This is a genomic window from Endozoicomonas sp. GU-1 (assembly GCF_027366395.1).
In the GTDB taxonomy this organism is placed as follows: Bacteria; Pseudomonadota; Gammaproteobacteria; order Pseudomonadales; family Endozoicomonadaceae; genus Endozoicomonas.
This window is the reverse complement of record NZ_CP114771.1, coordinates 3,358,570-3,384,662: the sequence shown is the minus strand read 5'-3', so window position 1 is coordinate 3,384,662 and position 26,093 is coordinate 3,358,570. Positions and strand designations below refer to the sequence as shown.

The window sequence follows — 26,093 nt, the reverse complement described above, 5'->3', positions numbered from 1 at the left end:
CTAAACTCGTAGCACATGGAAATCGAATTCCGATGAAGCTGTCGAGTTCGATTTCATTTGTCCTGCTTGGCGCTTTCCTTCATCAGCTGTTTTGGCGTTTCTGACTGATACGACTTTCCAGTTAGCGCCTGAAGATTCGAGTGATTCCAAAAAAAGTTTTTTTGCGTCGACTTTAGCTGAAGGAATGATGCCAAAGCGGACAAACATTCTAAGCTGATCAGAAGTCGATAGCGCCATGTTACTCCATACTTTCCCCAGTGATGCGGCAAAGACAGCTTGACCACCATGATCCAATTGTTCATCGATACTATAATTGACATAGTCAGGACCACCCAAAAACCAGTTTCTTAACCACTGGTCTTGCACATATGTACGCATGCCATAGTAAGGCGGTGACGTTATCACTGTGGTGAAATCTCTTCTTGAGCCGTTAAATGATTCAGCAAGCCGAGAATCGCCATGCAAAATTTGCTGAAAGCTCCCTGAAACTTTATCGGCAAGACCATGTAGGCGTAACGTTTTTTTGCTTACGACCGTTAAAAAATCGATCTTGGGCGGCTTCATATTACGTTCTTTCCAGTACCTAACAGAGTAGTCTGGCTTAGACGAAAACGTACGTGGCATCTGATTTGAGAAGTAAGAGGCCGTATCAATTGATTTAGTGAGAGGGCCATGCAGCGCCCCTAAACAAACCGCCCTTAAGACAACTGATGCATCAGTCTCGTGTTGGATATTTAGGAGTTCATGTCTGATTTTGCAGATTTGTGAAAGAGTGTCTCTGTGGTATGCCCACTTAAAAAAATCCGATGTGGGTAGCTGAAAATCTCCCGCCTTAGAGAGCAAATTCTGTGCAAGTTCAATGACTTCATCGCTCTCACAACTTGCTAGTTTTGCTCTGGCTATCGCGACAGCAACGGGAGAAGAGTCGACGCCCCACGCATCAACTCCAAATTTTCTGGCAGCAAATAATGAGGTTCCTCTTCCGCAGAAGGGGTCCATGACAACCGGTGACTCTGACTTGAGCTTCTTCAGAATTTTGGTCGGGTATTCCAAGGGAAACATTGTGAAATAGGGACAGATTGCGTTTAACGCATTTTCTGTCAAATTACTCATTTTCCCCATATTTCAAGAAGTCCAATTTCAATGTTAATAGATAGTGGCATAATAACTTATTTTGCCACTATGCTGATAATTTTCCTTGCAGGGATCGTGCTAATTCTGCCTTCCTTCCTGAATCAAGAAGATGTCGAAAGCATCTGAGACGATAATGCTAGTACTTCCCGCTATCAGATATGTATTTTGCAAATGCAGTATTAAGAATAAGTGAACTACTAAAACGAAGATAACCCGATGCTTGATCAATCGCTGATTGCTTGTACTGTCTATTACGGCTATCTCTTAGTATTTTCCTTCTCTTTTAACCGAACAGATAGCCTTTGATTTCATCCTTGTTAACCACTTCTATTTGCTGGGCTGCCGGGTTGCTCTCCTTGTCGAGAGTGATATTCAACGCCTGCATCATGTAGTGAACCAGGGCACCCCGAGTGCGAACTGTCAGTTGTCCATTTTTCATAGCGTATTCATGGGCAACAAACTTTTTCTGTGCCGTTGTCAGGCGCACATCAGGCTGCAGAACCATATCAACCCAGGTGTTCCATTTCTCATCCTGCTCTGCGCTCTGGTCTGACCTGCCCATTAACTCCGGTTCTCCAAAGAGCCGACTTAATACAAAGTCTCGATAATCTCGATTTCTCTCACAGTATGCCCGCACATGCCATCGTAACGATGTACACACCAAAGTATGCGGAACAATGATCCGGTATTCGCCCTCGGGTGTTCCCATGGATGTATAGTTGATTTCCAGCCGTCGGCATTCGCGGATGGACTTTACCAATGGGCGCATGACTTCAACGTCAATACTGCGCACTGGTGCTTTCAGGAATTCGCTACTGATGACACCTCCGCCCAGCATTTGAAAGGGGTGGCCGGCATCATGTTCCCTGTCTAATACATGCAAATATTCATCGATCAAGCCGGAGCTGATGACTGGCTTGAACGTTTTGCTCGGTCTATACCCTTTAAGACTGCTGTCGTATTCCAGGTTACCGGGGGCGATATCTCTGGAATAAGTATTGATATCCTTTGACGCTTGCTGTCTCCCAATGCTGAATCGATCACAGAGATGATTGGTCGTCAGCCTCCCTTCCCATTGAGCAATGATCTCGATCACCCGGTATCTCACCAGTTGATCCCAGCGCTTCGCTGTTCCCTCCACGGCTTCCTTCATCTGTTTAGCCCTCCCACATGCTTGTCAAGGCGACATGTATGTTTGTCCAGTGTGGATATGTACCCTTCGGCGACATATTCTATTCGCAATCCAAGCAGTTATCCTCCCGGATTATCACATGAATAATATGTCTGGCATTCCTGGCGGAGCCAATAGCAACAAAGACGCCCAGCGATACGGCGACATCAGTCGCAGTTGCAGGAGCGCCGGCGTGCTAAAACTACTGATTGATCTGGCCAACAGTGCTGCCAAAGGATACGCCTCCACTGCTGAAACCCTGAGACCATTTGCTCAGCTCGATCTCTTATGGCTGGCCCTGGCAATCATCGACACAATAGCTGAGCAGACCGAATTAAAACCTGGCACCACCCGAAAGGCCGTGACAGCTGCGCTCTTGTCGGCGGTAATGGAGCAGAACCGTTCCATCAATCCTGACTCACCTATGGATAGTGAGAGCATCGAAACAGGGATTGGGATGATGTTTGACATATTGGCCAATCGACCAAATCGCTACAAGCCCTTTGTGACTCGCCACTGGGACGCCAATCGAAACCAGATGAGCCAGCGCCAATTCTGGCTGGTTAAAACCACTTACGACATAGAAGACGCTCAGCAAAGTGCGCTGTTTGAGCTGACGCCTCATGCATTTAGCACCTACTTCGGATTATTGGAGCAGGACGCCATTGACCTCGCACGCATTAATGTATTGAGAATGCAAATGCTGGTGGACCGAGGCGCTTTTGACCGCGCCCTGGAAGTGGCCTCTGACAATAACAACAACGCCCGTCGACTGACCTCTGAGCTGCGTACCATTCAGAGGCAGATCGTTCGAAACATTCGTTCCGTTGATTATGATAGGGTAGATTTTTTAGGCAATGAGGCAGATGAGCATTCTGATGCTTTGCAGGGGGATCTGGAGAAGCTCAGTCATATGGTGCGCAACTACTCCCCCGACAAGCTTGACCCTTCTCAGGAGGAGAATCTCCGACTGCTCAGTCAGAAGCTGGATCAACAGAAACTGGAGACCGACAAACTATTCAAGGCTTTGATTTCATTACCAGAAACCTATCGCGATCACCAGCATAAATTATTTACCAGTCGTGATGCATTGGCAGATTACAGCTTGCCGCCTTTAGAAAGTGCAGCACCCTTATTCGCCCAGGTATCCGTCACGCAAAACGCAGAACTTGCTGATGACTTTCTTGCCACACTGCTTCCTCCTGAACGTCGTCATCTGTTCTCGCCAGATCTGTTCATTGAAAACCTCGAAGCAGCGCTGGAGCAAGCACCCGTTTCTGATGCGGGCGAGGTCGAGGAAGTTGATGAATGGCTTCCCCAGGATTACCAGTCACCTTTTGATGAACTGCTTCAGCGAGACGTGATGGCCTGGTTGCAAAAGACACTGTCTGAGACAGGCGCAACAAGCGTATCAACATTGTTCCCTTTGGTGGAAAAAGAGCTGGGCAATCTGGCACCCCGGGCGCTCCAGTCCATTGCGATGTTATGCATGCAGCCAGAGAGCCAGGAGGCCTTTAAAACCCAATCGCTTTGTCCTGATTTCAGTCAACGGTACCAATATCGGACTGAGGACAAGTACCTTTTGCACGGTCATGAAATCACTGTGAGCTTGATCAGCAACGACGAAATTTAATACAAGGGCAGTCACTGAATGAATAGCGATATCTTAAAGGCGAACCGTTTACTTTACTTGACGATGTCACGGCTACAGATCCAGCGAAATGGCGGCCGGAAGGTCTATATAAATAATAAACAGGAACATGACCAGCTACTTCAGGATTACCGGGCCAGTGAATCGTTCAGCGAGCTGGTGCATCAGGCCGCTGATGGCATGGACTTGAAAATCCTCGGAGTCAGTACTGGCGGATTACACCTTACCAACAGTCATCCTCGCTCATTATGGATGCCGTCGTTCAGCGATTATCGCAACCAGATCCAAAAGCGCGATGCTGAAAAATCCCGACTGCTTCTGGTTCACATTGCCATCGGCATGACAGCATTCCCAAACCCTCAGGACCTGAACACCCATCCGGACGATCTGGGGGCGCTGACTGCACAGGACGTTATGGAAACACTGGAGCAACTGGCCAATGCTGACAACCCTTCATCGGACGACGATGATCTGCTGTCACCGGAAGAAACATCAGCGCTGTCCGACCTTCGTTCTTTGCCTTCTGTGCGCCCGGACTCCAACAAGAATCACAGTTCCTGGCTTGGACTGATCAACCTTTCCCTGAATCACCTGGTGGAGTCCCGCTATATGTTCCTGATTCACCCGGATGATGAGAAGCCGGAGTATCGAGTCTCCGAGTCTTATCAACTGTCACTGAGATCGGCTGCCAGCCGTTTGTTTGCGCGATTCAATGCCTTACTGCATCCAGATAACACAGAGGCCAGTCAGCCGGAATCAATGAGGGCTTCTGTATGAACAGTTCGTGGAAAATTGCCCGTTTTTTTCTCACTGAAATTGTCGCAGGACCCAATTATCTGAAAGATGTTGATCTCCGGATTATTGATGAGCACAACCCATCTGACCGGCCACTGGTGTTTGCTCAAAATGGCACTTGCAAAACAACAGCCATCTCAATGATTTTCAGCTGCCTGTCGCCTCACCAGGATCGATTCATACAATGCCTTCAGTCAGGCAAGGACAAAGGTATTGATTCTTATATTTTATCCGGCAGGCCAGCACTGGTTCTGATTGAGTTTGTATCCCATAAGCTAAACGGTGACTTGCTCGGCAATGAGTATCAGATAGCTCAGCGACTTCTGGTGGGCCAGCTTCTGCTGAAAAAAGAATCGACACAGAACGATAGTACTTTGAAGCGCCTGTTTTTTATGTCCGATTCGGCAACGGGCTATCAGGATATTAAGGGGTTGTATGATGATCTGGCCAATCGGCGTACAGGCTGGTCTGACTGGAAAGGTCAGCTGGCCGATATGGGCTGCTTCCATACTGAGAATCAGGGCGAGTGGAAATCCCGACTTGCCAGTGAGGGGCTTGACCCATGGCTGCTCGACAAACAAGTGGATTTTTCAACCCAGGAAGGGGGGATTGGCAAGACGTTAAGATTCAAAGACGAGACCCATTTTCTCTCTTTTTATCTGGGCACCACACTGGACCCTGCACACTACACGGGAGTCAGAGAGAGTATCGAGCTCTTGCTGGATAAGTGCCAATCCATTCCAAAGAAGAAAAAAGAGCTTCATATTGCTCGTCAGCTGGAAACCTCTCTGATCGCTTTCGAAGATCAGGCCTCTCGTTGGCGAAGTCATGAGAATGATAAAAAGAGGTGGCGGGGCATCTTGCGAAAGCTGCTCAGATCGTTTCAAAAGCACTGCCTCTGGCTGAAAAGGAGCACCAAGATCATCAGGTACGACTGGAACAGGCGGCCTTGGGCATACAAGCTATAGATGAGTCTATTGCCACCACCGAAGTTGACCACCTGATTATTCTCAACGCCAAACGACGGCGAGATGCTGAGGCTATCAATGAAGAACTGCGCCAGCGCAAGGAGTCACTATCTGCAGATCAACTTGATGAGCATCATGTCGAGGCTGCCGATCTTGCCGCAATTAGGAATAAAACCCATAAAGAAGTTAATCGCCTGCAGGAAGCGTTACTGGCTGTAGATAATGAAACGGCGCCGCTTCGTCATCGCATTGAAGAAACTCGACAGCAGTTTCACGCCCGATGCAATCACGAGCTTGAGCTGGTGAAAAAAGAAAAGCAGTTCCTGCTAACAGCGATTGACGAGAAGAAGAACGAAGACAAAAACACTCAATACAAGCTGAAATCTGCCATTGCCAAAGACAAAGCCGTAACTGCACGCCTGACGGAGCTTAACAGCAGCATCAGCCACGCCAATAGCAGTCTGTTGCAATTGTCATTAGAGCCCGGTGAAGCTCCTGAGCAAGCCAGCGAGAGATTAGAAATGCTCATTCAGGACACAAAGGATGTGATCAAAGAGCTTGAAGAGAACATTGCTGTGGAGGGAGAGAAACAGCAAGAGCATCAGAATGCCATTCGAGACGCCGAGATCAGAAAAGTCAGCATTGACCATGAGCAGCAAAAGCTGTCTGAATGGCTGCAGAAAGAATCTGACCTGCAGCAAGCCACAGTTAACAACCCATGTCTTTTAAGGCTCTCGGAGGGCGAGCTTGCGGATCCTTATAGCGACTACCTCCTCTCAGAACTCCGTGACAGCCTGACCCGTAAACAAACTGAAATAAGCAACATTGGCGATAAATGCGCAAACCTCAGGATTGAGATTCAGCGGTTGAATAAGCTCAACACCGAATCAGAGGATGACCAGTTGCCGGCCCTTCTGTCGTACTACCATCAGAAAGGCATTAAGCCTGCCAAATTGCGTTCCCATGTTGAATATCTTGATGCCAAACTGGAAGGTGATGTTGAGCGCATTGCCCATTTTATGCACCAGGATCCCGGTCGTTTTATCGGCTTGATGGCAACGGATCAGGCTACGCTGACTGCCTTGCGGGATATTCCCACCCCGCCCGGATTAAGTCGCCCCGTTATTGTTTCTCTACCTATGCCTGATGAGCGCACCCAGGAGCCTGAGTACGCGTATGAAGTTTTAAAACCATCAAACCTTGATGTCTATAGCCAGCGCGCTATTGAAGCCAAACGTCTTGTTGCTCAAGAGGAGCTGCAGCAGCTTGAGGACGCTCGCAAGGATCGAAAAACCGAGCTTGGTGAGTACGAACAGGCGCACACTATGTTGCTGACTTTGCGCCAGCATGGACAAGGTAATGACTATGTTGCTGGCCAGAAAGAGGCGTTTAATGGCATCCAGCAAACTATCGCCAATCTGGATCTGTCCATAGTCTCCCATCAAGCCGCTGGAGCCAGTTGCCAGAAAAACATTGATGACATGCAAGCTCAGGCCAGCCAGAGAAAAGCCCGATTGATTGAAACCGGGCAGATGCTGAAACAAGTAGCTCAATGGTTGGCTACCTACCAGGAGCTGCCTGCATGGCGGCAAGAGCTCGAATCCTGCCAGCGCAAGGCCTCGGATATGACCACTCTGATCGCTCAGTTGGAGAGCGAGATAGAGCAGATTCAACAGGATATAGAAGTGAAAAATCAGTCGTTGCCTGATATTGCCACCCGCCAGGAACAGGTTCGCTCCCTGAAGTCTCTGGTAGATGAACCGACTGAGCCATGGCAGGGGGATCTGCCGGCCAGCGGTGCTGACGCATTACAGCAGGATTTTCAGGCTGCCAAGCAAACCTTTGAAAGAGTGCTTTATGAAAAAGGGCATAGTGGCCTCAAGGAAAGCCTGCAAAAAGCCGAGTCAGAGCGCACCCGGGCACAGAGTAATTTGGATCAGAAGATCAAGGAATTCACCCTGAGTAATGAACGCCTGGATCACTGGCTGGCCGCCACTCAGCAGAGTCGTGACAGCGCTCTGAGAGATCTTAAGGGGCGAATCAGGAACAGTGAGCGGTCTATAGATAACAACGAAGACCGCCTTGCGACACGGAAAAACGAAATTTCCAAGGCTGAGGGCACTATCAAAAACAAATGCCGGTCAGCAACACCCAGTGTCACTGAAGAACAGCTGACCCAGGAACCTAACCTGGAGGGCCTGATTGATCAGACCAAGCGGGACAAAGAAAAACTGAGTGTTGACCGTCATGAGCTATTCAAACGACAGCAATCACTATCTGATCAGCAAAAGATCCATAATGACCGCCTCCGCTGTGTCCAAGAGGCAAAGATTCGCCTGGAGAGCTATCAGGAGAGCTCTCCCACTGACAGTTTGATGGATTGGCCCAGTCTGGCTATCGGCAGTATCGATGACAAAAAGGCAGCAGCTATTGAGTTTAACAAACTTGCTCAAGAGCTGGCCGGACGTTACTCCGCCCTGGATAAAAACACCACCCAGCAGGATCTCAATCTTAGTCGCGCCTTCAGCAAGTTGACGGAAACTGCAAAAAACAACGGCGCCTTTGAAGATTTGCAAGCGGTGACAGAACAGGTTCTCAACACGACTGCCCGAAACCTCGCGGCACAGGTGCCGGAGCATATCGTCAACATTAAATCGGTGATCCGTAATCTTGAGACTGGCATTGAGCGATTCTCAAATGAGATCAACCGGGCGGTAAGCCGTTTGTATCAACACTCTGTTGACTGCTACACCGCACTGGAAAAAGGTCTGGAAGTAAAAGTCCCTAACACAGTACCAGTGTATGCAGACCAACCTATTCTGACCATGACGCATAAACTCAATTTCCGTAAGCACGAAGAGGCTTATCGCCAAGCGCTGGGGCGATGGCTGGAGGAGTTTTTGTCCACCCAGAGACTGCCGCAAGCCAATGAAGTGGCTGGTAATGCTTTGGGGGCATCCCTGCTAACCAGCCTGCTGTCTGCCACCGGAACCCGGGTAAAAGACAGCTTCGGCCTCCAGATGATTAAACTGGACTCGACCGCTAACAAGTACGTGAATGTGGCTGCCGACTTGTCCAGTGGAGGTGAAGGATTAGCTGCTGCCACTTTGCTCTACACCGTTATCATCAACCTCAGGAACAATCAGCTAAAGCACAAAGGCAACGGCGCTGCCTTCCTGATCATGGATAATCCGCTCAGCTCCTGTAACAAAAGCTCATTGATCAAAGCCCAGTTAGACACCTGTGAGAGTTTTAACATACAGCCCATCTTTTTTACCGGTATCGCTGATATGGCGGCGCTGAATGAGTTTCATCATCGGGTTATGATTCAAAAGAGAAATGAAAATGGTGAGCAGACGCCAGTGCGCATTAATGGTCAGAAGTACTTCCGCTGCCATGTTATTGAAGCGAACAGTAGTCGGGTGGCGTCGTAATGGATATTTTGCATGACCTTCATTCTCGGAACAGTACGGGCAAAATACAGATGCGCAATATCCTGGCTGCACTACGTCGGGAAAATCCGCAAATGTCGTCGAGTGACCTTAACCATCTACTGACATCAACAGTGTGGCAATGGCAGAGAGAAGGTCGTATTCTTTTCCCTCATGAATACTCCGATGCTTGGGGAAATGGCAGTCTGCCAAAGTGGCTTGAGTTGCCTCAAGCCCCACAAGCAGCACCTTCCCTGAAAACTCTCAGAGACAGGGCGCCATGGGTTGGCCAAATGCTGGAAATCGGCCCTGACCTACCATTAAATAAAGCAAGTATCACTAAGGCACTGGCAATAAACGACTATTTTAGGTGGCGCGATCATCGTGAATGGGTGCCCGCTCGTGAACGATCATTGCAGCTGTTTGGTGACGAAAAACTACTGGACAGTGCTCGTGTCAGTGGCCTGTTCTCCGGGCGCATAACGCTTGATGATATTGACTGCTTCTATGTCCCGGAGCCTTTGAACGGCGTTCGCATTTGCAAGGAATCTAACGGTCCGATTCTGATCATCGAAAACAGCACAACCTTTTTCACGATTCAGAAATTTAACCGCTATCACAAGCGCTATAGCGCTGTAGTTTATGGTCGCGGAAAATTAATGAAAAATGCGGGGCTGGCCACCGACTCTCTGGAGGAGGTTCGCGAGGAGGTAGCAGATCTTCACGATATGAGAGAGTTGCCAGAAGTTCATTACTTTGGCGACATAGATCCAGAAGGCATGTCAATCCCCATAGAAATTAACCGGATTCGTGAGATTCATGGCCTCAGCCTGCTGGTGCCCGCTACAGACCTCTACAAGCTGTTGATGCAGTTTCCTTCGCAGCCAAAGGCTCATGAATGGATGGCATCCCTGAAAGAGCAAGATGTTATTGACTGGTTGCCATCAATTGGGCAGGAAATATGTGACACCATGCGCGATGGTTACCGTTGGTGCCAGGAGTATGCAGGCCATAAGCAAGTGCCTATTTTATGGAAGACCGATGTGCATAAATCTACGTCATAAAAAATGAGAGTTACAACTTCATTTTTCTAACTAATCTGCGGCTCGTATGTTATCGGGCCCTTTTTTAGCTATCAGCTGATTTCCTTTCTCTGACAACTTGCAAAACACCTCCACTAAATCTCCGATTTCATAGAGACCTCGCGCTTCCTTGCTACACATGACAAATAGACCAGGAGGGAATGGGCCGTAATCTGTGGACTGTATCCTTTTCTTATTTTTGCTGTAGACAACCTTGCAGTGCTGCCATTGACGATCTCTATCTGCAAAAGCCTTGTAATCGGATCGATCAACTTTACTGGAAAAGGCCAAATACTCTCTAGCGATAATGCTTTGTTCCCAGCTGTAATCCTGGTCAACTTTGCCAGATATAGAATTTAAAGTAGCGTAGTGGTTGATCGCTGAAGACTCTTTATAGTGCAATTCGTCCTCATTGTGTGCTGTGGCCAGAATAAAATGAGCCCAGCCTTTCCCATGAGTATCTCTAAGCGCTTGCTGAAAGCTTGCACCGAACTGGCCATCGAAAGGGTTGCATGCTGCATCCAGATGAGTTTTCCATCGGTTAACAGGGTCTACCGATTTACCCACATACACATCACCACTGCCGTTTACATGAGCATAAACAACACCGTGCGATTCATAAACCTCCTGAACAGTAACTCCATTTGTCAGCCCAAATTTCAAACTGGCGTTTCCAGATCGATCTATCAATTGCGCTATTTCATTTCTTGCATGATTGCTGGCATCTTTTGGAGAAAACATTTCCTCTATTCTATTGCCCATCTGCTTCGGAATATCCATCTGACGTGGTTTGGCCTGTATAGCTGACGTCTCACTCTTTTCATTAGCGCGATTTACAGGGATTGTCCTGTCATCTCGTTGACCAGCAGGGGAAGTTCTCACCTTCACTTTTTTAAGAGCATTAGGAGTTGATTTAATTAATGGCATTCCGTGATTTTCTCTTATAATCAAATTATTTTCAGGGATAGGAACAGGCTTTTGGCTGCTGACTCCCTCACTCTCTTCATTTACGCCATCGTCTTTGTACTGCGTTTCGCCTTCAAATTTTGTTATGGCTTTTAGTGTTGCATAGACCGAAACTATAACTAATAAAAACACTAAGATGTCTTGAATCTGTTGCTCCATGCTGTCTCGATATACCATGTGGAATTGTTTTTATGGCGTCAAATAGGCGTAATTACTTCGCTTTAAATTTTCTAACAAATGGTAGAGTTTTGCTTAACAGAAAATCGCAGGAAATATTTTTGAAAAATTGAAGTTAAAATATATTAATCAATAATTCTTTCGATTCAAAAGCAGCAACTCATCCTTCATTAGTCGCTGCTATTAAACTACTGATGACTTCCTGTTATATTCAACAAGACTTCAGATTTTAATGTTTAGAAGTTAACAATTCAACATTACAATATCAGGCAGCTTTCCAATATTTAACGTCGAGTTGGTCATAATCGCTTGATCGACAATAGTCGTAAGGATTTGGTCGAGTGTTTTCTTTCTTACGATAAAAACCATCCGGCGTCTCGTCAGCGATATCTTCAAAGATCCATCCTTTGAAAAAGCGCGCCTCCACTTCCTGAAGCTCTCCAAAATGGTTGCGAAAGACCACTCGGTACGTGCCGGTTTCTTCAGGATTTCCGTCACGCTCCAAGCGATTCCAGTCTTGATAATGGTCCACAGTCATAAAGTATCTCTGTTATTGGTATGCGGAGTCTCATCATAGAAAACCCTGTTCTGGGAAAACAGGGTTTTAAACACATAAACATCAGGAGACTGGGATTGACGGCGTGACAAGCCTTCCGAAGCATGAGCTTCTCACGGCAGGTGTGGAAATGTCAGACGACTGGTGCGTCTTTGCTCTCCCAGGCGACCGACATGGCAGCACTTAATCTGGCCCGATCTTCATCGGACAACGTTGCACCATCGGCGTCTGGCTGCTCCATGGTGGCCATAATATCAACCAGTTCGTTCAACCGGTCATTTAGCAGACGATCACGATCGGTCTCAATGGTGGCAGTCTGAGACGACGTTTTGCTAAACCATCCAGAGAGCCGGATTGAATCGTCACTGTCCAAGCGATCTACCAGAAGGTCGCTACTGGATCGGGTAAACCAGAGGTCGCTTGAACTTTCCGTTCCCAGTATTTTCATCACATCTTCTTGTGTAGAGCTATAAACCGTATCGTTTCCATCCCCTTTATGAAAGACAAATGTATCGCTGCCAGCACCACCATTCAATCTATCGTTTCCGGTTCCGCCAACCAGAAGATCCAACCCATCACCGCCATCCAAATGGTCGTCACCAGAGTCACCTTGAAGCACATCATCACCGGCCTCTCCCATAATGAAGTCATTATGATCACCACCGTTGATTGTGTCGTTTCCGCCTCGGCCCCGGAGTTCGTCATTGCCAGCATTACCTTGCATCAAGTCATCAGTTTGATCATCCCCATAAAACACATCGCGGGCAGTGCTACCATTCATCATCGCCAGCGCTTTAACGGCCTCAAAATTCAACCGTGAGCCATCAGCAAATTCAAGCTCATCAATGACACCGCTGTAACCTCCCTGACCAATATACTTTTGATAACCATCCAGGGTAATGGATTCACCAGTATCATTAATGGTGATAACCAGCTTGCTACTGTCCCGTGTCAAGGTGACATCGGACAAGTTAACATCTTTCAATTGCAGGACGTCATGACCTGTAAGGTCAACGCCACTGATTCTATCATTGCCATCACCTTTGCTGTATACAAAGACATCATCTCCAGAGTCACCACTTAGGCTGTCATTACCCGTGCCACCATTCAGGAGATCGTTACCGTCACCACCTGACAGCCGATCATCACCGGAATCACCGTGCAATACGTCATCGCCGGCCTCGCCCATAATGAAGTCATTATGATCACCACCGTTGATTGTGTCGTTTCCGCCTCGGCCCCGGAGTTCGTCATTGCCAGCATTACCTTGCATCAAGTCATCAGTTTGATCATCCCCATAAAACACATCGCGGGCAGTGCTACCATTCATCATCGCCAGCGCTTTAACGGCCTCAAAATTCAGCCGTGAGCCATCAGCAAATTCAAGCTCATCAATGACACCGCTGTAACCTCCCTGACCAATATACTTTTGATAACCATCCAGGGTAATGGATTCACCAGTATCATTAATGGTGATAACCAGCTTGCTACTGTCCCGTGTCAAGGTGACATCGGACAAGTTAACATCTTTCAATTGCAGGACGTCATGACCTGTAAGGTCAACGCCACTGATTCTATCATTGCCATCACCTTTGCTGTATACAAAGACATCATCTCCAGAGTCACCACTTAGGCTGTCATTACCCGTGCCACCATTCAGGAGATCGTTACCGTCACCACCTGACAGCCGATCATCACCGGAATCGCCGTGCAATACGTCATCGCCGGCCTCGCCCATAATGAAGTCATTATGATCACCACCGTTGATTGTGTCGTTTCCGCCTCGGCCCCGGAGTTCGTCATTGCCAGCATTACCTTGCATCAAGTCATCAGTTTGATCATCCCCATAAAACACATCGCGGGCAGTGCTACCATTCATCATCGCCAGCGCTTTAACGGCCTCAAAATTCAGCCGTGAGCCATCAGCAAATTCAAGCTCATCAATGACACCGCTGTAACCTCCCTGACCAATATACTTTTGATAACCATCCAGGGTAATGGATTCACCAGTATCATTAATGGTGATAACCAGTTTGCTACTGTCCCGTGTCAAGGTGACATCGGACAAGTTAACATCTTTCAATTGCAGGACGTCATGACCCGTAAGGTCGACGCCACTGACTCGATCATTCCCGTCACCCTTACTGTATACATAGACGTCATTGCCAGCTCCGCCGCTTAAACTATCACTGCCCAGGCCACCGGTTAGAAGATCTGCTCCATCACCACCATCCAAATGGTCGTCACCAGAGTCGCCCCGCAACAAATCGTCGCCGACCTCTCCCATGATGAAGTCATTATGATCGCCACCTTTAATCGTATCATTTCCAGCGCGACCGCGAAGATCATCATTACCGGCATTGCCTTGTATCAAGTCGTCGGTTTGATCATCACCATAGAACACATCGCGCCCTGTGCTGCCACTCATCACTGCAAGTGTTTTAACAGCCTCAAAGCTAAGTCTGGAGCCATCGGCAAATTCAAAGCTATCAATGGCACCTATTAGAGTTCCATCGCTAGAAAGTGACTGGTAATTTTTTACAGTAAGGGTGTCGCCTGTAGAATTTTGTCGAATATATAAGTTTTTCCGATCTCGGCTAATGGATACATCACTGATGCTCTGAGTGTTAGTTAGTTTAATCTCGTCATTACCCGCATGATCTGACTCATAAATAATGTCGTCGCCAGATTGTTCTTCGATCAGGTATGTGTCATTGCCGGAGCCTCCGGTCATTACATCATTACCAGTACCGCCAGAAACCAAATCATCTCCATCTCCAGTGGAGATATTATCGTTCCCATCGCCCCCAAAAATAACATCGTTACCCGTATTTCCAATTAGCGAATCATCTCCTTTTTTGCCAAGCAACACTCCGTCATCTGAAGTTTCTAATTCGAGATTATCATTGCTGTCGTCACCGATAAGAATTTCAAGCGCAGCCTCCAGTTTGGCAAGTAAATGCTCAACTGTTTCTTCTAGTGCTACTTTGGCTTTTTCGACCCGGCTAAAGAAAATATCTTCACTCACAACAAGATCACTTTCCCATTTTTCCATGGCTTTAAATAATGCAACTGCGGCCTCATTAACTTCATGTTCATGTATGTATTTAGCCTGGTTTACTGCATTAATGTATTGCTGGGACTCTGGATCATAATTTTCAGCAGCCTGGGCAACCATTCCGTTATACTTTTTCTCAGCTATCTTTAAAGAGTATTCGTGAGATTTTTGCGCCTGAAGATATGCCTCAGCAGCCTCCTCATCGCGAGCTTCTTTCTCAATGCTATCCAATTCAATAGCATGAAGATAATTGCTATATGCTATTTCATATTGCTGCAATACACTTTGAATTTCTCGTAAGACATAGTCGTTAAGAGATTCTGTCATCCGCTCAAGGAAAATATCTAGATATTCTGAAGAAAGAGAAATAAGGCCTTCTAAAGCATCCAATGTTGCCTTCAAAAAGTCCTCGTATAGGTTTTCAAACAAAGATTCACCATGTGAAACTATATCGCATTGCATTCCGCTATCAGAAATCCATGAATCCAGTCTCTTCTTAGAATCGGACCCTGATAGGCTGTCAGATGTATCGGAGATTTTTTTTGATATCTCATTTATTCCATTACTCAGAAACTCCATAATCAATGTGGCAGATTCGGAAACGATATCAACACCCGCATCAATTAACTCAAGAGTTCCTTCAGCTATTTTTGTTGCTTTCATCCAACTCCAATCTGCTACTTCAGAGAGGCTTTTATTGATTTTTTCAAAAGCATCTTTGAGCGCATCATTTATAGTCGTTGAGTCTTGTCTGGTTTGTGCCCAGAAATAGAGACTGGCCGACGTAGCCAGAAGCGCCCCTGTAGCCACTGCACCAGCAGGGTTTTTTGTGAAGGGGCTGGCAAGAGCGCCCGATGCAGCTAGATTAGCCAGATCTGCTGCAAGCTGAATAAAGTCTTTATCAGCTACATCCTTCCCTTCAGCCATTTCTTCAGTGATTTTTTTACTGCTGGCGATTGCGGGCATCATTGCTGCAGGTATTGCTGCGCTAGATGGAAGTTTATTCGCAATTGATGCAGCATACGCGGAAAGCGATATCGCATAAGCGGATGATTGTAGTATATCATTTTGAGTTAAAGAATCAGCTGAAGCGGCAAGCTTACTGGCTTCAAATTTGCTGCCAAAGTTACTTAATATCAATTGTCCAGTAGTTAATGATTGAGCACTCATTATTTAAATTCACTCTTCCTTTTTTTTAAAAACTTTCTTGTTAATAGCGGGGTTAAAATTAATATAAGCAAATAAAAGGGTATCCTTGATTTTATATTTTCGTGGACCTGTACTATTCCACTATAGGGTCGAATCGATTTAATTATCTTGTCATTAATTTCAATCTTTCCAACCTCTATCCATGAATCTGGATATCTTACATTGTGATAGACAAACACCTTTATTGGTTCGCCCTCTTTAAGCTTTAATAAGTCTTCTTTTTCTTGAACAGAAAGCACAGCTTTAGGTTTGTAGATTTCACCTTTGTAATTTACATGCAACCTAAATCTATTACCTTCGATTCGTACTAACTTAACGAACTGACCATCAATAAAAGGCATTCTTTCAACATCCGGCACAGGGCCAATTAAAATCGATGCCTCTACCAGCATGTAAGCAAAAACAAAAAGCAAGGCAGTGGTTATCTTTCTGTAATCATGCCAAAATCGATCATAGGATCTGTACATTCCAACCATTACTCTCTTGCATACTGGTATTTTCCATATCGCGAGCATTAGAATAATGAACAAAATTATATACGACCAATAAGAATCACTCTGATAAGAGTTAATCACTGTTTGAAGTTTTTCGTCGTTTGTCATAAGTAAGCATTTAAATGTAGTTATATTGTATATATTAATTAATGATTTGCATCAAGAGTAAGGTGTTGGCAAAAAATCTAAAAAAAATTTCCATCAATATATGATTGTTGTGCAGAGAGTGCGAAAAGATATTCTTGTTTTGAATTGTTATGCGCTCCTCATAAGCGTATTAGACAATATAATAACTCTATTTACCAGTGGGTATTAAGTGCCTAATATCATTTTTCTTACCTATTAACATTTAATTTTTGGTAAAAGACTGTCAGCGTTCTTGTAAACTATTTCTTGTTGACCGGAGTAACGGACTCAAAAAGAACTCAATAATCCGACGCTGACCTGTTCGAATATCAACGGCCACACTCATTCCTGGTGAGAGTTTAGTTTTTTGATTGCCGGTTTGAATCCAGTTTTGATCAAGACTGACCGTAGCCCGGTATTGCAATCCCTGCTGCTCATCTGCAACGGCATCATTGGATAAGCTTTCAATCTTTCCACCAATCAACCCATACTTGGTAAAGTTGAACGTATCGATTTTAATGTCACTACGCTGACCTTCTGAAACAAAACCAATGTCTTTGTTTAATACCCAGGCTTCGACCTCTAATGGCGTGTTGGCAGGAACTATTTGCATTAACACCTGCGCCGGTTGCACAGCACCGCCCAGCGTATGCACCTGCAGCTGTTGCACTTTACCTTCAATAGGAGAGCGGATCGTCTGATACCCGTGAAGCTTCTGAGCCTTAACCAGTTCCTGACCAATACCGTCCATTTGGCGCCTAAGCTCATCGATCAGGCGTAGACTTTCTTTGCGTGCGCTTGCTTTATGGCTGGCAATTTGATTTTGGATCACACTGACGTCCGCTTTGGCTTGCTTCAGCATGGCTCGCTGTGAATTCAGCGCTTCTTCAGCCTCAATGCGCTCTCGCTCCAGTTCAAGGAATTGCATTTTTGCGCCGTACTTTTTTTGGTACATAGCCTCAGCGGCATTCGCCTGTTCAGTAATCAGAGGCAATACGCGCTGCAGCCGTTGAATGGCAACGCTGGCGGTTTGCTGCTCAGCCAATTTACTGCTTTTTTTGGCTGCGAAGCACCTGCAGGGTAGATCCGTACTCTTCTATCTTTTGAGATAGAAGGCGAGCTTCAAACCAGTCCTTGCTCAACTTGCTGTAATCAATCGCACTCAACTTTATTTGGAGATTTTCCATACCTTCTATTGCCGCGTGCTGGGCGTGCATGAGATAACGATGAAAGGCTTCTTCCCGGGCAATTTGCAGCAGCAAGGACTGGTGCTGGCGTTTTAACTTGTTCAACTCGGCACCGGTGATCACTCCGGTCAACGTCACCAGTATGTCACCCTCCCTGACCATATCGCCTTCCTGAACATGAATCTGCTCAATCTCTCCGGACGACATCGACTGAATACTCTTCACACGAGCGCCAGGAATGATTTTACCCTGGGCAGTTGCCACGATATCGATCTTGCCTATGCAGGCCCAGGCCACTGCCGCGAGAAACAATAATCCAACCACTTTAATCAGGAGGCGACTGGCCGGGTGTGCAGGTGTCTCAGCAACCTCAAGTGCGGCCGGCGCAAATTGTAAAGCCGTCTGCTCGATAGCCTGTTTGTGTTCAAACCGCTGAATTAACCATTCATTCAGTCCAGAGAGGTTTGGGAAACGATATTGCTTCATACTGCTTTTCGCACCCCTTGCTGATGAGCGTGCAGCTGCGCGTAGTGGCCACCATTCGCAATAAGCTGCTGATGGCTCCCTTGCTCAGCAATGACGCCGTGATCCATGACAATGATTCGGTCGGCGTCTCTGACCGTGGAGAGGCGATGAGCAATGATAAAAACAGTACGTCCCTGACAGATCTGTGGCATGTTCTGCTGGATCAGGTGTTCAGAGTGGTAGTCCAGTGCTGAAGTGGCTTCATCGAATATCAGTATCCTGGGCTCTCTCATTAATGCCCGGGCAATGGCCAGTCGCTGTTTTTGTCCGCCGGATAAGCCACTGCCTTGCTCTCCGATCTGCGTGTCGTAACCTTGTGGTTGCTCAAGAATAAAGTCATGGGCACCCGCCAGTCTGGCGCAGGCGATGATCCGCTCAATCGGCGCAGAGGGATCTGATAACGCAATATTGTCCCGGATGGTTCGGTTGAACAGGAAGGACTCCTGGGAGACGACGCCCACTTGTTGTCGAAGCCATTCCGGTGAGGCCATGGACAGGTCACAGCCATCGACCAGTACGCGACCGGACTCCGGTATGTAAAATCGCTGAAGCAATTGTGCGAGCGTGCTTTTGCCGGAACCGGAGCGTCCGACAATACCAATCACTTCTCCCGGGTTGACCACCAGGGACAACTGACTCAATACCGCAGTCCGATCGGACTGATAGCGAAAGGTCACGTTTTCAAACTCAACACGACCCTGAACCGTTTCGAGGTTGGTTCGGTTGTGACTCAATCCCGGCTCTGTTGGGGAATTCAAAACATCGCCCAGCTTTTCTACAGAGATCTTGACCTGCTGAAAGTCCTGCCACAAACGAGCCAGTGCCAGAATGGGGCCACTCACACGTCCGGCAATCATATTAAAGGCAATAAGGCCGCCCACCGTCAGCGCTCCGGCAATCACTTCGCCAGCACCAACCCACAGGATGAGCACGGTCACCACTTTGCTGATCAGGGCGGCCAGATTGCTGGAGACATTGCCGAGATGGTTAGCTCTGAAAGATGCGCTGACATAACCGGCCAACTGGTCTTCCCACCGTCGCTGCATCTGGGGCTCTACGGCAGCGCTTTTGACAGTCGTCATGCCAGTCACGGACTCGACCAGAAATGACTGGTTCTCAGCCCCGCGCTGGAACTTCTCGTTAAGCCGGGAGCGTAGCAAAGGTGTAACGACGAGGGATAGCAAGACGTAAAAAGGGATTGAGCCGAGAACGATCCAGGTTAATGTTGGGCTATAGGCGTACATCACAACAAAGAAGATGATGGTAAACACCAGATCCACGCAAAGTGTCAGGGCAGAACTGGTAATAAAATCACGGATAGTGTCCAGCTCTCTGACCCTGGCCACCGTATCGCCCACACGCCTTTGATTAAAAAAGCTCACTGGCAGGCGAAGCAGGTGCTGAAACAGCCGCGAGCCCAGTACGACATCGACACGTGATGTGGTGTGTGTCAGTAAATAGCTTCGAAGGCCATTCATCAGGACATCAAATACTGAAAGCACCAGCAGGCCGATCGCTAATACATTCAGCGTGGTTACTGCTCTGTTGGTCACCACCTTGTCAATCACGACCTGAAAAAACAGTGGTGTAATCAGAGCGAATATCTGCACAAAAAAAGAGGCCGCCAGTACTTCGATCAGCAGTTTTTTATGTTTCATTAATGCCGGAATGAACCAGGAAAGATCAAACTTTTTAAAGCTCTCTGGCAACAGCGATCGTTTGGTGAATAGAAAGCAGGCATCGGATATCTGCTCTGAAAACTTCTCCAGAGACATAATCTCCGGGGGCTGATCAAGAAGCCCCTGAGTGACCACTTGATCGCCAGAAATGCGGATAATAATCAGGAAGAGCCCGTCCTTACGACGAACCATAGCTGGTAAAGGAAGCCTTATAAGCTGCTCAGGGGTTATGGAGATAGCGCGACCTTTGAGCCCCAACTGTCGAGAAGCTCTCAGCACATCTGCATCAGAAGGAGGATGATCCCCAAGGCCCATTTGATGACGAATATTTTCTGGCTGAGCAGGTAACCCATGAAATCGCGCCAACATGGCCAGGCAATCAGCCGCCGACAGAATTCCTTTTCCATCCATGGCTTATAAAAATCCCGGTTCATACTTTTATAAAATATGGCGGGAAGATTACGTACAAAGACGCCCTGAAACAAGCAAATATGAGGGGATTTTGTGATTGTTTGTACGCAAAAAAAACTTTAAGGCCGGGACTTAAAGCCCTGAGATAAGCAAGTAGAAATGGATAATTAATGCAATAACAGTGACTTATATAAAAAAGACCACATGCTAATAGTTATGCAAAACGTTCGTCTTGTATCAATCGTTTAAGATATCGGCTAGAGAAATTTGGGTTTTAGTGTAATTTTGGCATCAATTAAGTGAGCAGGCATATTTGATTTTTTTCAATTAGCTATATATGTTATTGATTTTAAAGTGATAATTAATATCGTCGTACGTTTTTTTAAAGTATTTACAATCATAACCAATTGATTCCTATGAATAAAAAAAGCACCTGAATCAAACTCAGGTGCCGTGTGACTTATCAGCCTACCCTTGTTGCCGGGTTTTCTTTTTTACGCCACGATGTCAGCGGAATGGGGTGGAACCATGCAGGGAATAAAACTGTTTGCCAGTGTGGCTGACAAGCTGTCCGGTTTGGTTTCCCTGTATGGCTTGAAAAAGTAAACGCCCATGAAACTGAACATCACCTCCTTCACCTTCACCGGCGAAGTACCCTGACTGGACAGCCATCTGCTCGAAGACACCCGGGCAGTGGCCGCCATTGACTGCCGGTTGACCAATGGCAGCTTGCGAGCCTACTACGTCCCCGCCGATGAACAGGCCCTGAATGCAACGCCGCAGTCCATCTACCTCTATCGCAACGAAGGCAGTTGCTGGCAGTTTGAGTTGGCAGGTACTGATACCGTGACCGCCTTAATTGTGGCCAGCTCGATGGCAGAGCTTTAGGGTAGCCAGTCTTCCTGCACCATCTGGTCGTAAGTCCACGGACAGGCAGAGGGAAAGCTGTTTGCCGTTAATCGCTGATGGGGCTGGACGTATTGGTTCATATCGTCAATCGCCAGTTTTTTAGCGTCCGGATAAGCCTCGGCCAGTTGCTCGTTGATTTGCGGCTGGATGTGCGGGTTTTTTTTGATCAATTTGTTGATGGCCAGCCTTGTGCGGCGAATAGTAGTGATCCAGTCCCAGCAGTTGTACGGTTCATGCAAAACCGGGTTCAGTACCCGTTGCTGGTAATCATAATTGAGCAGATGATGGATCAAGGTCGTCAATCGGTGTTCCAGCGCGCCCAGTTCACTGCCCATGCCTTCGATTTCCCAGAACAGGTTTTCAATATCCAGTTGGTCGTACTGGCCGTTGCGGAACAGTTGTTTTTGCTGTTCGATCCATTGGTAGCGGTCGGTGTGGTAAAGATTGTTCATGGCAACCAGTCCTCGTCCAGCAGTTGTTCTTGTAGCCACGGGCAGGTGTCGGGAAAGCTGGCTTCGGTAAGCCACTGGGCTTTGGTCAGGTATTTGTTCATCTGCCTGATAGCGCTGTTTTTGGCAGCGGGATAAACCGTACCCACCATATTGGGTATCTCCCGTTTCAGCGATGGGCTTAATTGCAACAGCAGGTTCATCTGGTCCCGTGCATCGCTGATGGAATCTGTCCAGCTGCGAAACTGTTGTGGCTCATGGCGTTGTGGGTTAAGGACGGTCATTTGGTAATGGTGTTTGAGCAGGTGGGTCAGCAGGCGCAACACCTTCGATAGCATGGCGTGGCGGTTATTGGTCATCACTTCCCCCAGTTCCTCTAACAGATGGTCAATATCCAGCCGTTCAAACTGGCCGGTACGCAGCAGTTCTTTTTGTTGTTCGGCCCATTGGTAGTAGTCGGTGTCGTAGAGATTGTTTTGGCTGTTCTGCATTGCCTGCATCCTTTTTATTTACTGTTCACCATTTTAGGTTACCCATGGCCAAATTTCCCGCGCTGCCCGCCAGCGTAGACCGCTACGTGCGCGAGTTCCTGAACCGCCTGGCCGGTCGCAGCGGCAATGCCGGAGACAAGGCAGTGCTGCACAGCGAGCTGGCTGATCTGGGACTGGCCGAAGAAATAGGCCAGCGGTTAAGCTTGCCTGCCTCTGCCGTGGGTTTCATTACTGATACCCTGAAACCGGTTCAGCCAGAAATCACGGTCCCGGTAGATGGAGATAGTGGAGTAACAGTGCCGGATGCACTCACTCGCTGCCACCGGCTTGTCCACCAACGGCATTTTTGGTGTCGTAATCCTGCAATGGGATGCCCCGGCCGACAACGGTCATAACCACACCGAAGTGTGACGAGCACAGATAGATGACCGGGCACAGGCTTTTCTGGTCCATGAAGCCAATGCAGCCGCTATACCGATGTCACCGGCAACGACTATCTGGTGCTGAAACAAGGCCGGATCGAGTCCTATATCTACACCGCCAGGGCCGGCTGGTGATGAATGTCTTTAATCTTGATCCCATCCCGCAAATCATCAAGCCAATCTGGGAAGTGTCCGAAAACCGGGACCGCTTCAGTGACCGGCCCATTCTCCCCATGCGCTTGCAGAACCTGAAGCCAGAGGCACAGTACGATCCTTACACCAGCGACACCCTGAAAGAGCTGGTGCAGTGGATACCAGAAGAAGCACCGGACTGGATGGGTTCCCCCAAAAAGCTGGAGCATCTGATCAGGAGCTATTTCGGGTCGCTGGGCAGTTATACCCTGATGGCCGCCGATGCCATAACCCGAAAAGCAACGGGCGCTGCCGACAAACCAACTTCCACTCTGCAAGACAACCCATTACTGGGCAGCTTTGTGCGAGACAAGGTGACCAACCGCAACCGTTACACCGATGAATTGCACGAGATGACGGTAGATATTAACGAGAACGCCAACAGCATCAACCGCTACCAGGAATCCGGCGAAGGCCAGCGAGCCAAAGATCAGGAGCAGTCTGCCGCCGCAAAGCTGAAGCATAAGGCAGGACTCCAGAAGGCGAATCGGTAGATAAACAAGCTGAGAAAAGAAGTGCTCCGGGTGATGGAAGACCGGTCGATGAACTCTGATACTAAACGGCAACGACTGAATACTCTGCACGAGCGGATCAACCAGTTATCAATGAATGCTGTTAAGCGTTACCAGCAACCCTTTCACTGATCAGCCTGTTTTTTCTCCTGCTCTTCGGATGCCTGATCGCGAGTGTCTTTGACGGAGGTCATCACCGCCTGAGAATCATCCCGTGAGAGTTGCAGCAAATGAAAGAGGAGAGAAACCAGCTGAGAGACCTTGACGAGCCAAATGTTCCTTTTGTTCATAATATACGTCCATTTATTGTAATTGTAATTATTGGCCGTGTAAGAAGTGTAAAATATAGGCATCGGTTGCATCCTGCCAAACAAATACCACTGTAAACTGTTCGATGGTACTATTTTATGCCTATGCAACTAGACATTGAGTGTCGTTCAAAAAAGCGTTACCTGACTATTCCTGAAAATGTCTGGGTGGGCGGTAGCGTAGTTGCAGATCAGGAAAGTGTTGTAATGTTTTTTTGATTTAAGGCGCTGGGTTGGAGAAGCATTAAGCCGACTTTTCCTGGTCAAGAAATATAATGTGCAAAAACCAAGATCCCATCTTTTTTCCAATGGTTCAGGTAATTAAAATGAACGACACCCATAGTAAAGTTATCGGTTATGTACTTTGGATTTTCGGTTTTCTTGGTGCCCACCGTTTTTATTATGGCAAACCGGTAACAGGGACTATCTGGTTGTTCACCCTTGGTCTCTTTGGCATTGGCTGGCTGATCGATCTTTTCCTTATCCCGGCCATGGATCGGGAAGCGGATTTTCGTTTCCATAGTGGCCAGTATGATTACTCTGTTACATGGATCTTGCTGGCATTCCTTGGTGTATTTGGCGTTCACCGTATGTACCTGGGGAAATGGATATCGGGAATTTTGTATCTGTTTACCTTTGGTTTTGTTGGCCTTGGTGTTATTTATGATTTTTGGACGTTAAATGACCAAGTCTCAATTAAAAACAGTGCGAATAGTTCTGCATCACAAAACTGAAAAAGTGGGTTGAAAATTTTAGGGCAAGAATTGAAAGGCAGTTTTTAATCTTCGATGTGTTCAAGATTCAAGACCCGACCCCGGTTTTTCGACCCCGGTTTTTGCGACCCCGGTTTTTCTCCTAATATTTGGTTTCATTTGATTTTTGATACTGATATTGACATGTGCCAAAGCCTCCCACAACAAAGTTGAGTAGACTGTCGCCTGTTTCAGGAGGGCGGCAGTTTATGAGTAGAATTGATGGACGCAAGCTAAGCCACACAGTTCGCGAGTCTATTCGCATGGAGGCTATTCAAAAGTGGTTGGATGGTGCTTCTGTCAAAGAAATTTCAGAGATATACAGTACAGATCACACCTGCGTATATGACTGGATCAACCGTTATAAAGAAGGTGGGTTTGAGGCATTAAAGACCAGGCCATTGGGTGGCAGGCCTCCCAAACTTTCGGATCTGCAAAGGGCAGAGCTTGCTGAGATACTTCTGATCAAGAATCCTACCGACTTCGGATTCTACAAGGCAATGTGGACTCGTGACATTGTTGCTGACATCATCAAAAGTGTGTTTGGTATCACCATGCATCCGGCGGCTGTTGGCAAGATGCTTAAGAGAATGGGCTTTTCTCCTCAGCGCCCGGTACGCAAGGCATGGCAACAGTGTAAAAAAAGTCCATGACTGGCTGACAACTCGTTACCCTGTGCTTCGTACAATTGCAGAAGAAAATAATGCGCTTATCTACTTTGCTGATGAAAGCAGCGCACGTTCTGACTACCACGGCGGCACAACTTGGGGAAAGAAAGGCCGAACACCTGTCGTAGAAGCAACAGGGGCGCGGTTCGGTATCAACCTGATTTCTGCTGTCAGTGGTGAAGGCACCATGCGCTACATGACCATCAATGGTCGGTTTAATGCTGATCAGTTTATTCGTTTCCTGAAACAGCTGGTGCGCACTCATGACCGGCCGGTACTGGTGGTTGCTGACGGGCACTCTGCCCATAAGGCGAAAAAGGTTCTCAAATATCTGCAACAGGAACCCCGTTTATTGGGCATCCATATCTTGCCCGCTTATTCACCAGAGCTGAATCCCGATGAATACGTCTGGAGTTATTTAAAATCAGGTCACATGGGAAGACTGATACTGCGAACCGAGGAAGCCTTTTTGAATGCAGTTAAAAAAGGACTCAGGTCACTCCAGAAACAACCGGATAAAATCCTGGGCTTTTTCAGGGCTGAAGGTACCGCCTATGCCTGTCTACAAAGATTTGGGTAGCATGTGCGCATATCAATAATAAGTTAGGGGAGTCAAAAGTACAAATTAAGCCTGATGATTTTAATAAGAGCAAGGTGATTATCAATCTATTGTCTCAACCTTTTAAAGATGTTCAGGTATCAAAAAAGGCTGAGAAAGCTATTGCGAAATAAAAAATATAACAAGTAATTAAATTAAGATTCGCTCAAAG

At 47.2% G+C, this 26,093-nt stretch carries 22 protein-coding genes; 10 read left to right on the top strand and 12 right to left on the bottom strand.

All coding sequences use genetic code 11. The features are described 5' to 3' along the window. Positions 1-1,113, bottom strand: coding sequence for a class I SAM-dependent methyltransferase (locus O3276_RS13890; RefSeq protein ID WP_269671888.1), 1,113 nt, complete (start codon positions 1,111-1,113; stop codon positions 1-3). 304 nt (positions 1,114-1,417) lie between these two features. Next, a complete protein-coding gene (locus O3276_RS13885) occupies positions 1,418-2,287 on the bottom strand; it encodes a BrxR family helix-turn-helix transcriptional regulator (RefSeq protein ID WP_269671887.1) in 870 nt (289 codons plus the stop codon). A 118-nt stretch (positions 2,288-2,405) separates the two neighbouring features. Between O3276_RS13885 and O3276_RS13880 the strand changes: the two genes are divergently transcribed. The 4 genes from O3276_RS13880 to O3276_RS13865 all read left to right on the top strand — a co-directional run bounded on the left by O3276_RS13880 (position 2,406) and on the right by O3276_RS13865 (position 10,214). Then, the gene (locus tag O3276_RS13880; RefSeq protein ID WP_269671886.1) at positions 2,406-3,938 is read left to right on the top strand and encodes a hypothetical protein; all 1,533 of its coding nucleotides are present in this window, start codon (positions 2,406-2,408) and stop codon (positions 3,936-3,938) included. Positions 3,939-3,956: 18 nt separating this feature from the next. Further along, positions 3,957-4,733: a hypothetical protein gene (locus O3276_RS13875; protein ID WP_269671885.1), complete on the top strand. Its 777-nt coding sequence runs from the start codon at positions 3,957-3,959 to the stop codon at positions 4,731-4,733. An 865-nt stretch (positions 4,734-5,598) separates the two neighbouring features. Beyond that, a complete protein-coding gene (locus O3276_RS13870; protein ID WP_269671884.1) occupies positions 5,599-9,153 on the top strand; it encodes a coiled-coil domain-containing protein in 3,555 nt (1,184 codons plus the stop codon). Next, on the top strand, positions 9,153-10,214 hold the full coding sequence (locus tag O3276_RS13865) for a Wadjet anti-phage system protein JetD domain-containing protein (protein WP_269671883.1): 1,062 nt from the start codon (positions 9,153-9,155) through the stop codon (positions 10,212-10,214). Before O3276_RS13870 ends, O3276_RS13865 begins: the two co-directional genes overlap by 1 nt. 30 nt (positions 10,215-10,244) lie before the next feature. On the opposite strand, the gene O3276_RS13860 is transcribed toward O3276_RS13865, so the two are convergent. The 7 genes from O3276_RS13860 to O3276_RS13830 all read right to left on the bottom strand — a co-directional run bounded on the left by O3276_RS13860 (position 10,245) and on the right by O3276_RS13830 (position 20,620). After that, positions 10,245-11,357, bottom strand: a complete 1,113-nt coding sequence (locus tag O3276_RS13860) for a GIY-YIG nuclease family protein (RefSeq protein WP_269671882.1) — start codon at positions 11,355-11,357, stop codon at positions 10,245-10,247. A 283-nt stretch (positions 11,358-11,640) separates the two neighbouring features. Then, positions 11,641-11,913, bottom strand: coding sequence for a hypothetical protein (locus tag O3276_RS13855; RefSeq protein ID WP_269671881.1), 273 nt, complete (start codon positions 11,911-11,913; stop codon positions 11,641-11,643). A 151-nt stretch (positions 11,914-12,064) separates the two neighbouring features. Then, a complete protein-coding gene (locus tag O3276_RS13850) occupies positions 12,065-16,159 on the bottom strand; it encodes a calcium-binding protein (RefSeq protein WP_269671880.1) in 4,095 nt (1,364 codons plus the stop codon). Further along, the gene (locus O3276_RS13845) at positions 16,159-16,665 is read right to left on the bottom strand and encodes a hypothetical protein (protein ID WP_269671879.1); all 507 of its coding nucleotides are present in this window, start codon (positions 16,663-16,665) and stop codon (positions 16,159-16,161) included. Before O3276_RS13845 ends, O3276_RS13850 begins: the two co-directional genes overlap by 1 nt. A 397-nt stretch (positions 16,666-17,062) precedes the next feature. Next, the gene (locus tag O3276_RS13840) at positions 17,063-17,863 is read right to left on the bottom strand and encodes an HlyD family type I secretion periplasmic adaptor subunit (RefSeq protein WP_269671878.1); all 801 of its coding nucleotides are present in this window, start codon (positions 17,861-17,863) and stop codon (positions 17,063-17,065) included. Between the two features lies 1 nt (position 17,864). After that, positions 17,865-18,491 (bottom strand): HlyD family secretion protein, encoded by a 627-nt coding sequence (locus O3276_RS13835; RefSeq protein ID WP_269671877.1) that lies wholly within the window; start codon positions 18,489-18,491, stop codon positions 17,865-17,867. Then, positions 18,488-20,620, bottom strand: coding sequence for a type I secretion system permease/ATPase (locus tag O3276_RS13830; RefSeq protein ID WP_269671876.1), 2,133 nt, complete (start codon positions 20,618-20,620; stop codon positions 18,488-18,490). The genes O3276_RS13835 and O3276_RS13830 overlap by 4 nt, the downstream gene beginning before the upstream one ends. Positions 20,621-21,313: 693 nt before the next feature. Here O3276_RS13830 and O3276_RS13825 point away from each other — a divergent pair. After that, positions 21,314-21,508: a hypothetical protein gene (locus tag O3276_RS13825; RefSeq protein ID WP_269671875.1), complete on the top strand. Its 195-nt coding sequence runs from the start codon at positions 21,314-21,316 to the stop codon at positions 21,506-21,508. Here the strand turns inward: O3276_RS13825 and O3276_RS13820 are convergent. Both O3276_RS13820 and O3276_RS13815 read right to left on the bottom strand, forming a co-directional pair. Next, the gene (locus O3276_RS13820) at positions 21,505-21,981 is read right to left on the bottom strand and encodes a DUF29 domain-containing protein (RefSeq protein ID WP_269671874.1); all 477 of its coding nucleotides are present in this window, start codon (positions 21,979-21,981) and stop codon (positions 21,505-21,507) included. The genes O3276_RS13825 and O3276_RS13820 overlap by 4 nt on opposite strands. After that, positions 21,978-22,469, bottom strand: coding sequence for a DUF29 domain-containing protein (locus O3276_RS13815; protein WP_269671873.1), 492 nt, complete (start codon positions 22,467-22,469; stop codon positions 21,978-21,980). Before O3276_RS13815 ends, O3276_RS13820 begins: the two co-directional genes overlap by 4 nt. Positions 22,470-22,513: 44 nt before the next feature. On the opposite strand from O3276_RS13815, the gene O3276_RS13810 reads away from it, so the two are divergent. Further along, positions 22,514-22,864, top strand: coding sequence for a hypothetical protein (locus tag O3276_RS13810; protein WP_269671872.1), 351 nt, complete (start codon positions 22,514-22,516; stop codon positions 22,862-22,864). Between the two features lie 161 nt (positions 22,865-23,025). Further along, a complete protein-coding gene (locus O3276_RS13805; protein ID WP_269671871.1) occupies positions 23,026-23,577 on the top strand; it encodes an LPD38 domain-containing protein in 552 nt (183 codons plus the stop codon). 143 nt (positions 23,578-23,720) lie between these two features. On the opposite strand, the gene O3276_RS13800 is transcribed toward O3276_RS13805, so the two are convergent. Next, complete coding sequence (locus tag O3276_RS13800; RefSeq protein ID WP_269671870.1) at positions 23,721-23,885, bottom strand: hypothetical protein; 165 nt, start codon at positions 23,883-23,885, stop codon at positions 23,721-23,723. A 344-nt stretch (positions 23,886-24,229) separates the two neighbouring features. Between O3276_RS13800 and O3276_RS13795 the strand changes: the two genes are divergently transcribed. The 3 genes from O3276_RS13795 to O3276_RS13785 all read left to right on the top strand — a co-directional run bounded on the left by O3276_RS13795 (position 24,230) and on the right by O3276_RS13785 (position 25,903). After that, a complete protein-coding gene (locus O3276_RS13795) occupies positions 24,230-24,637 on the top strand; it encodes an NINE protein (RefSeq protein WP_269671869.1) in 408 nt (135 codons plus the stop codon). Positions 24,638-24,864: 227 nt separating this feature from the next. Next, complete coding sequence (locus tag O3276_RS13790; protein ID WP_269671868.1) at positions 24,865-25,308, top strand: helix-turn-helix domain-containing protein; 444 nt, start codon at positions 24,865-24,867, stop codon at positions 25,306-25,308. After that, entirely contained in the window at positions 25,193-25,903 is a 711-nt protein-coding gene (locus O3276_RS13785) for an IS630 family transposase (RefSeq protein WP_269671867.1), read from the top strand. The genes O3276_RS13790 and O3276_RS13785 overlap by 116 nt, the downstream gene beginning before the upstream one ends. Positions 25,904-26,093: the final 190 nt, after the last annotated feature.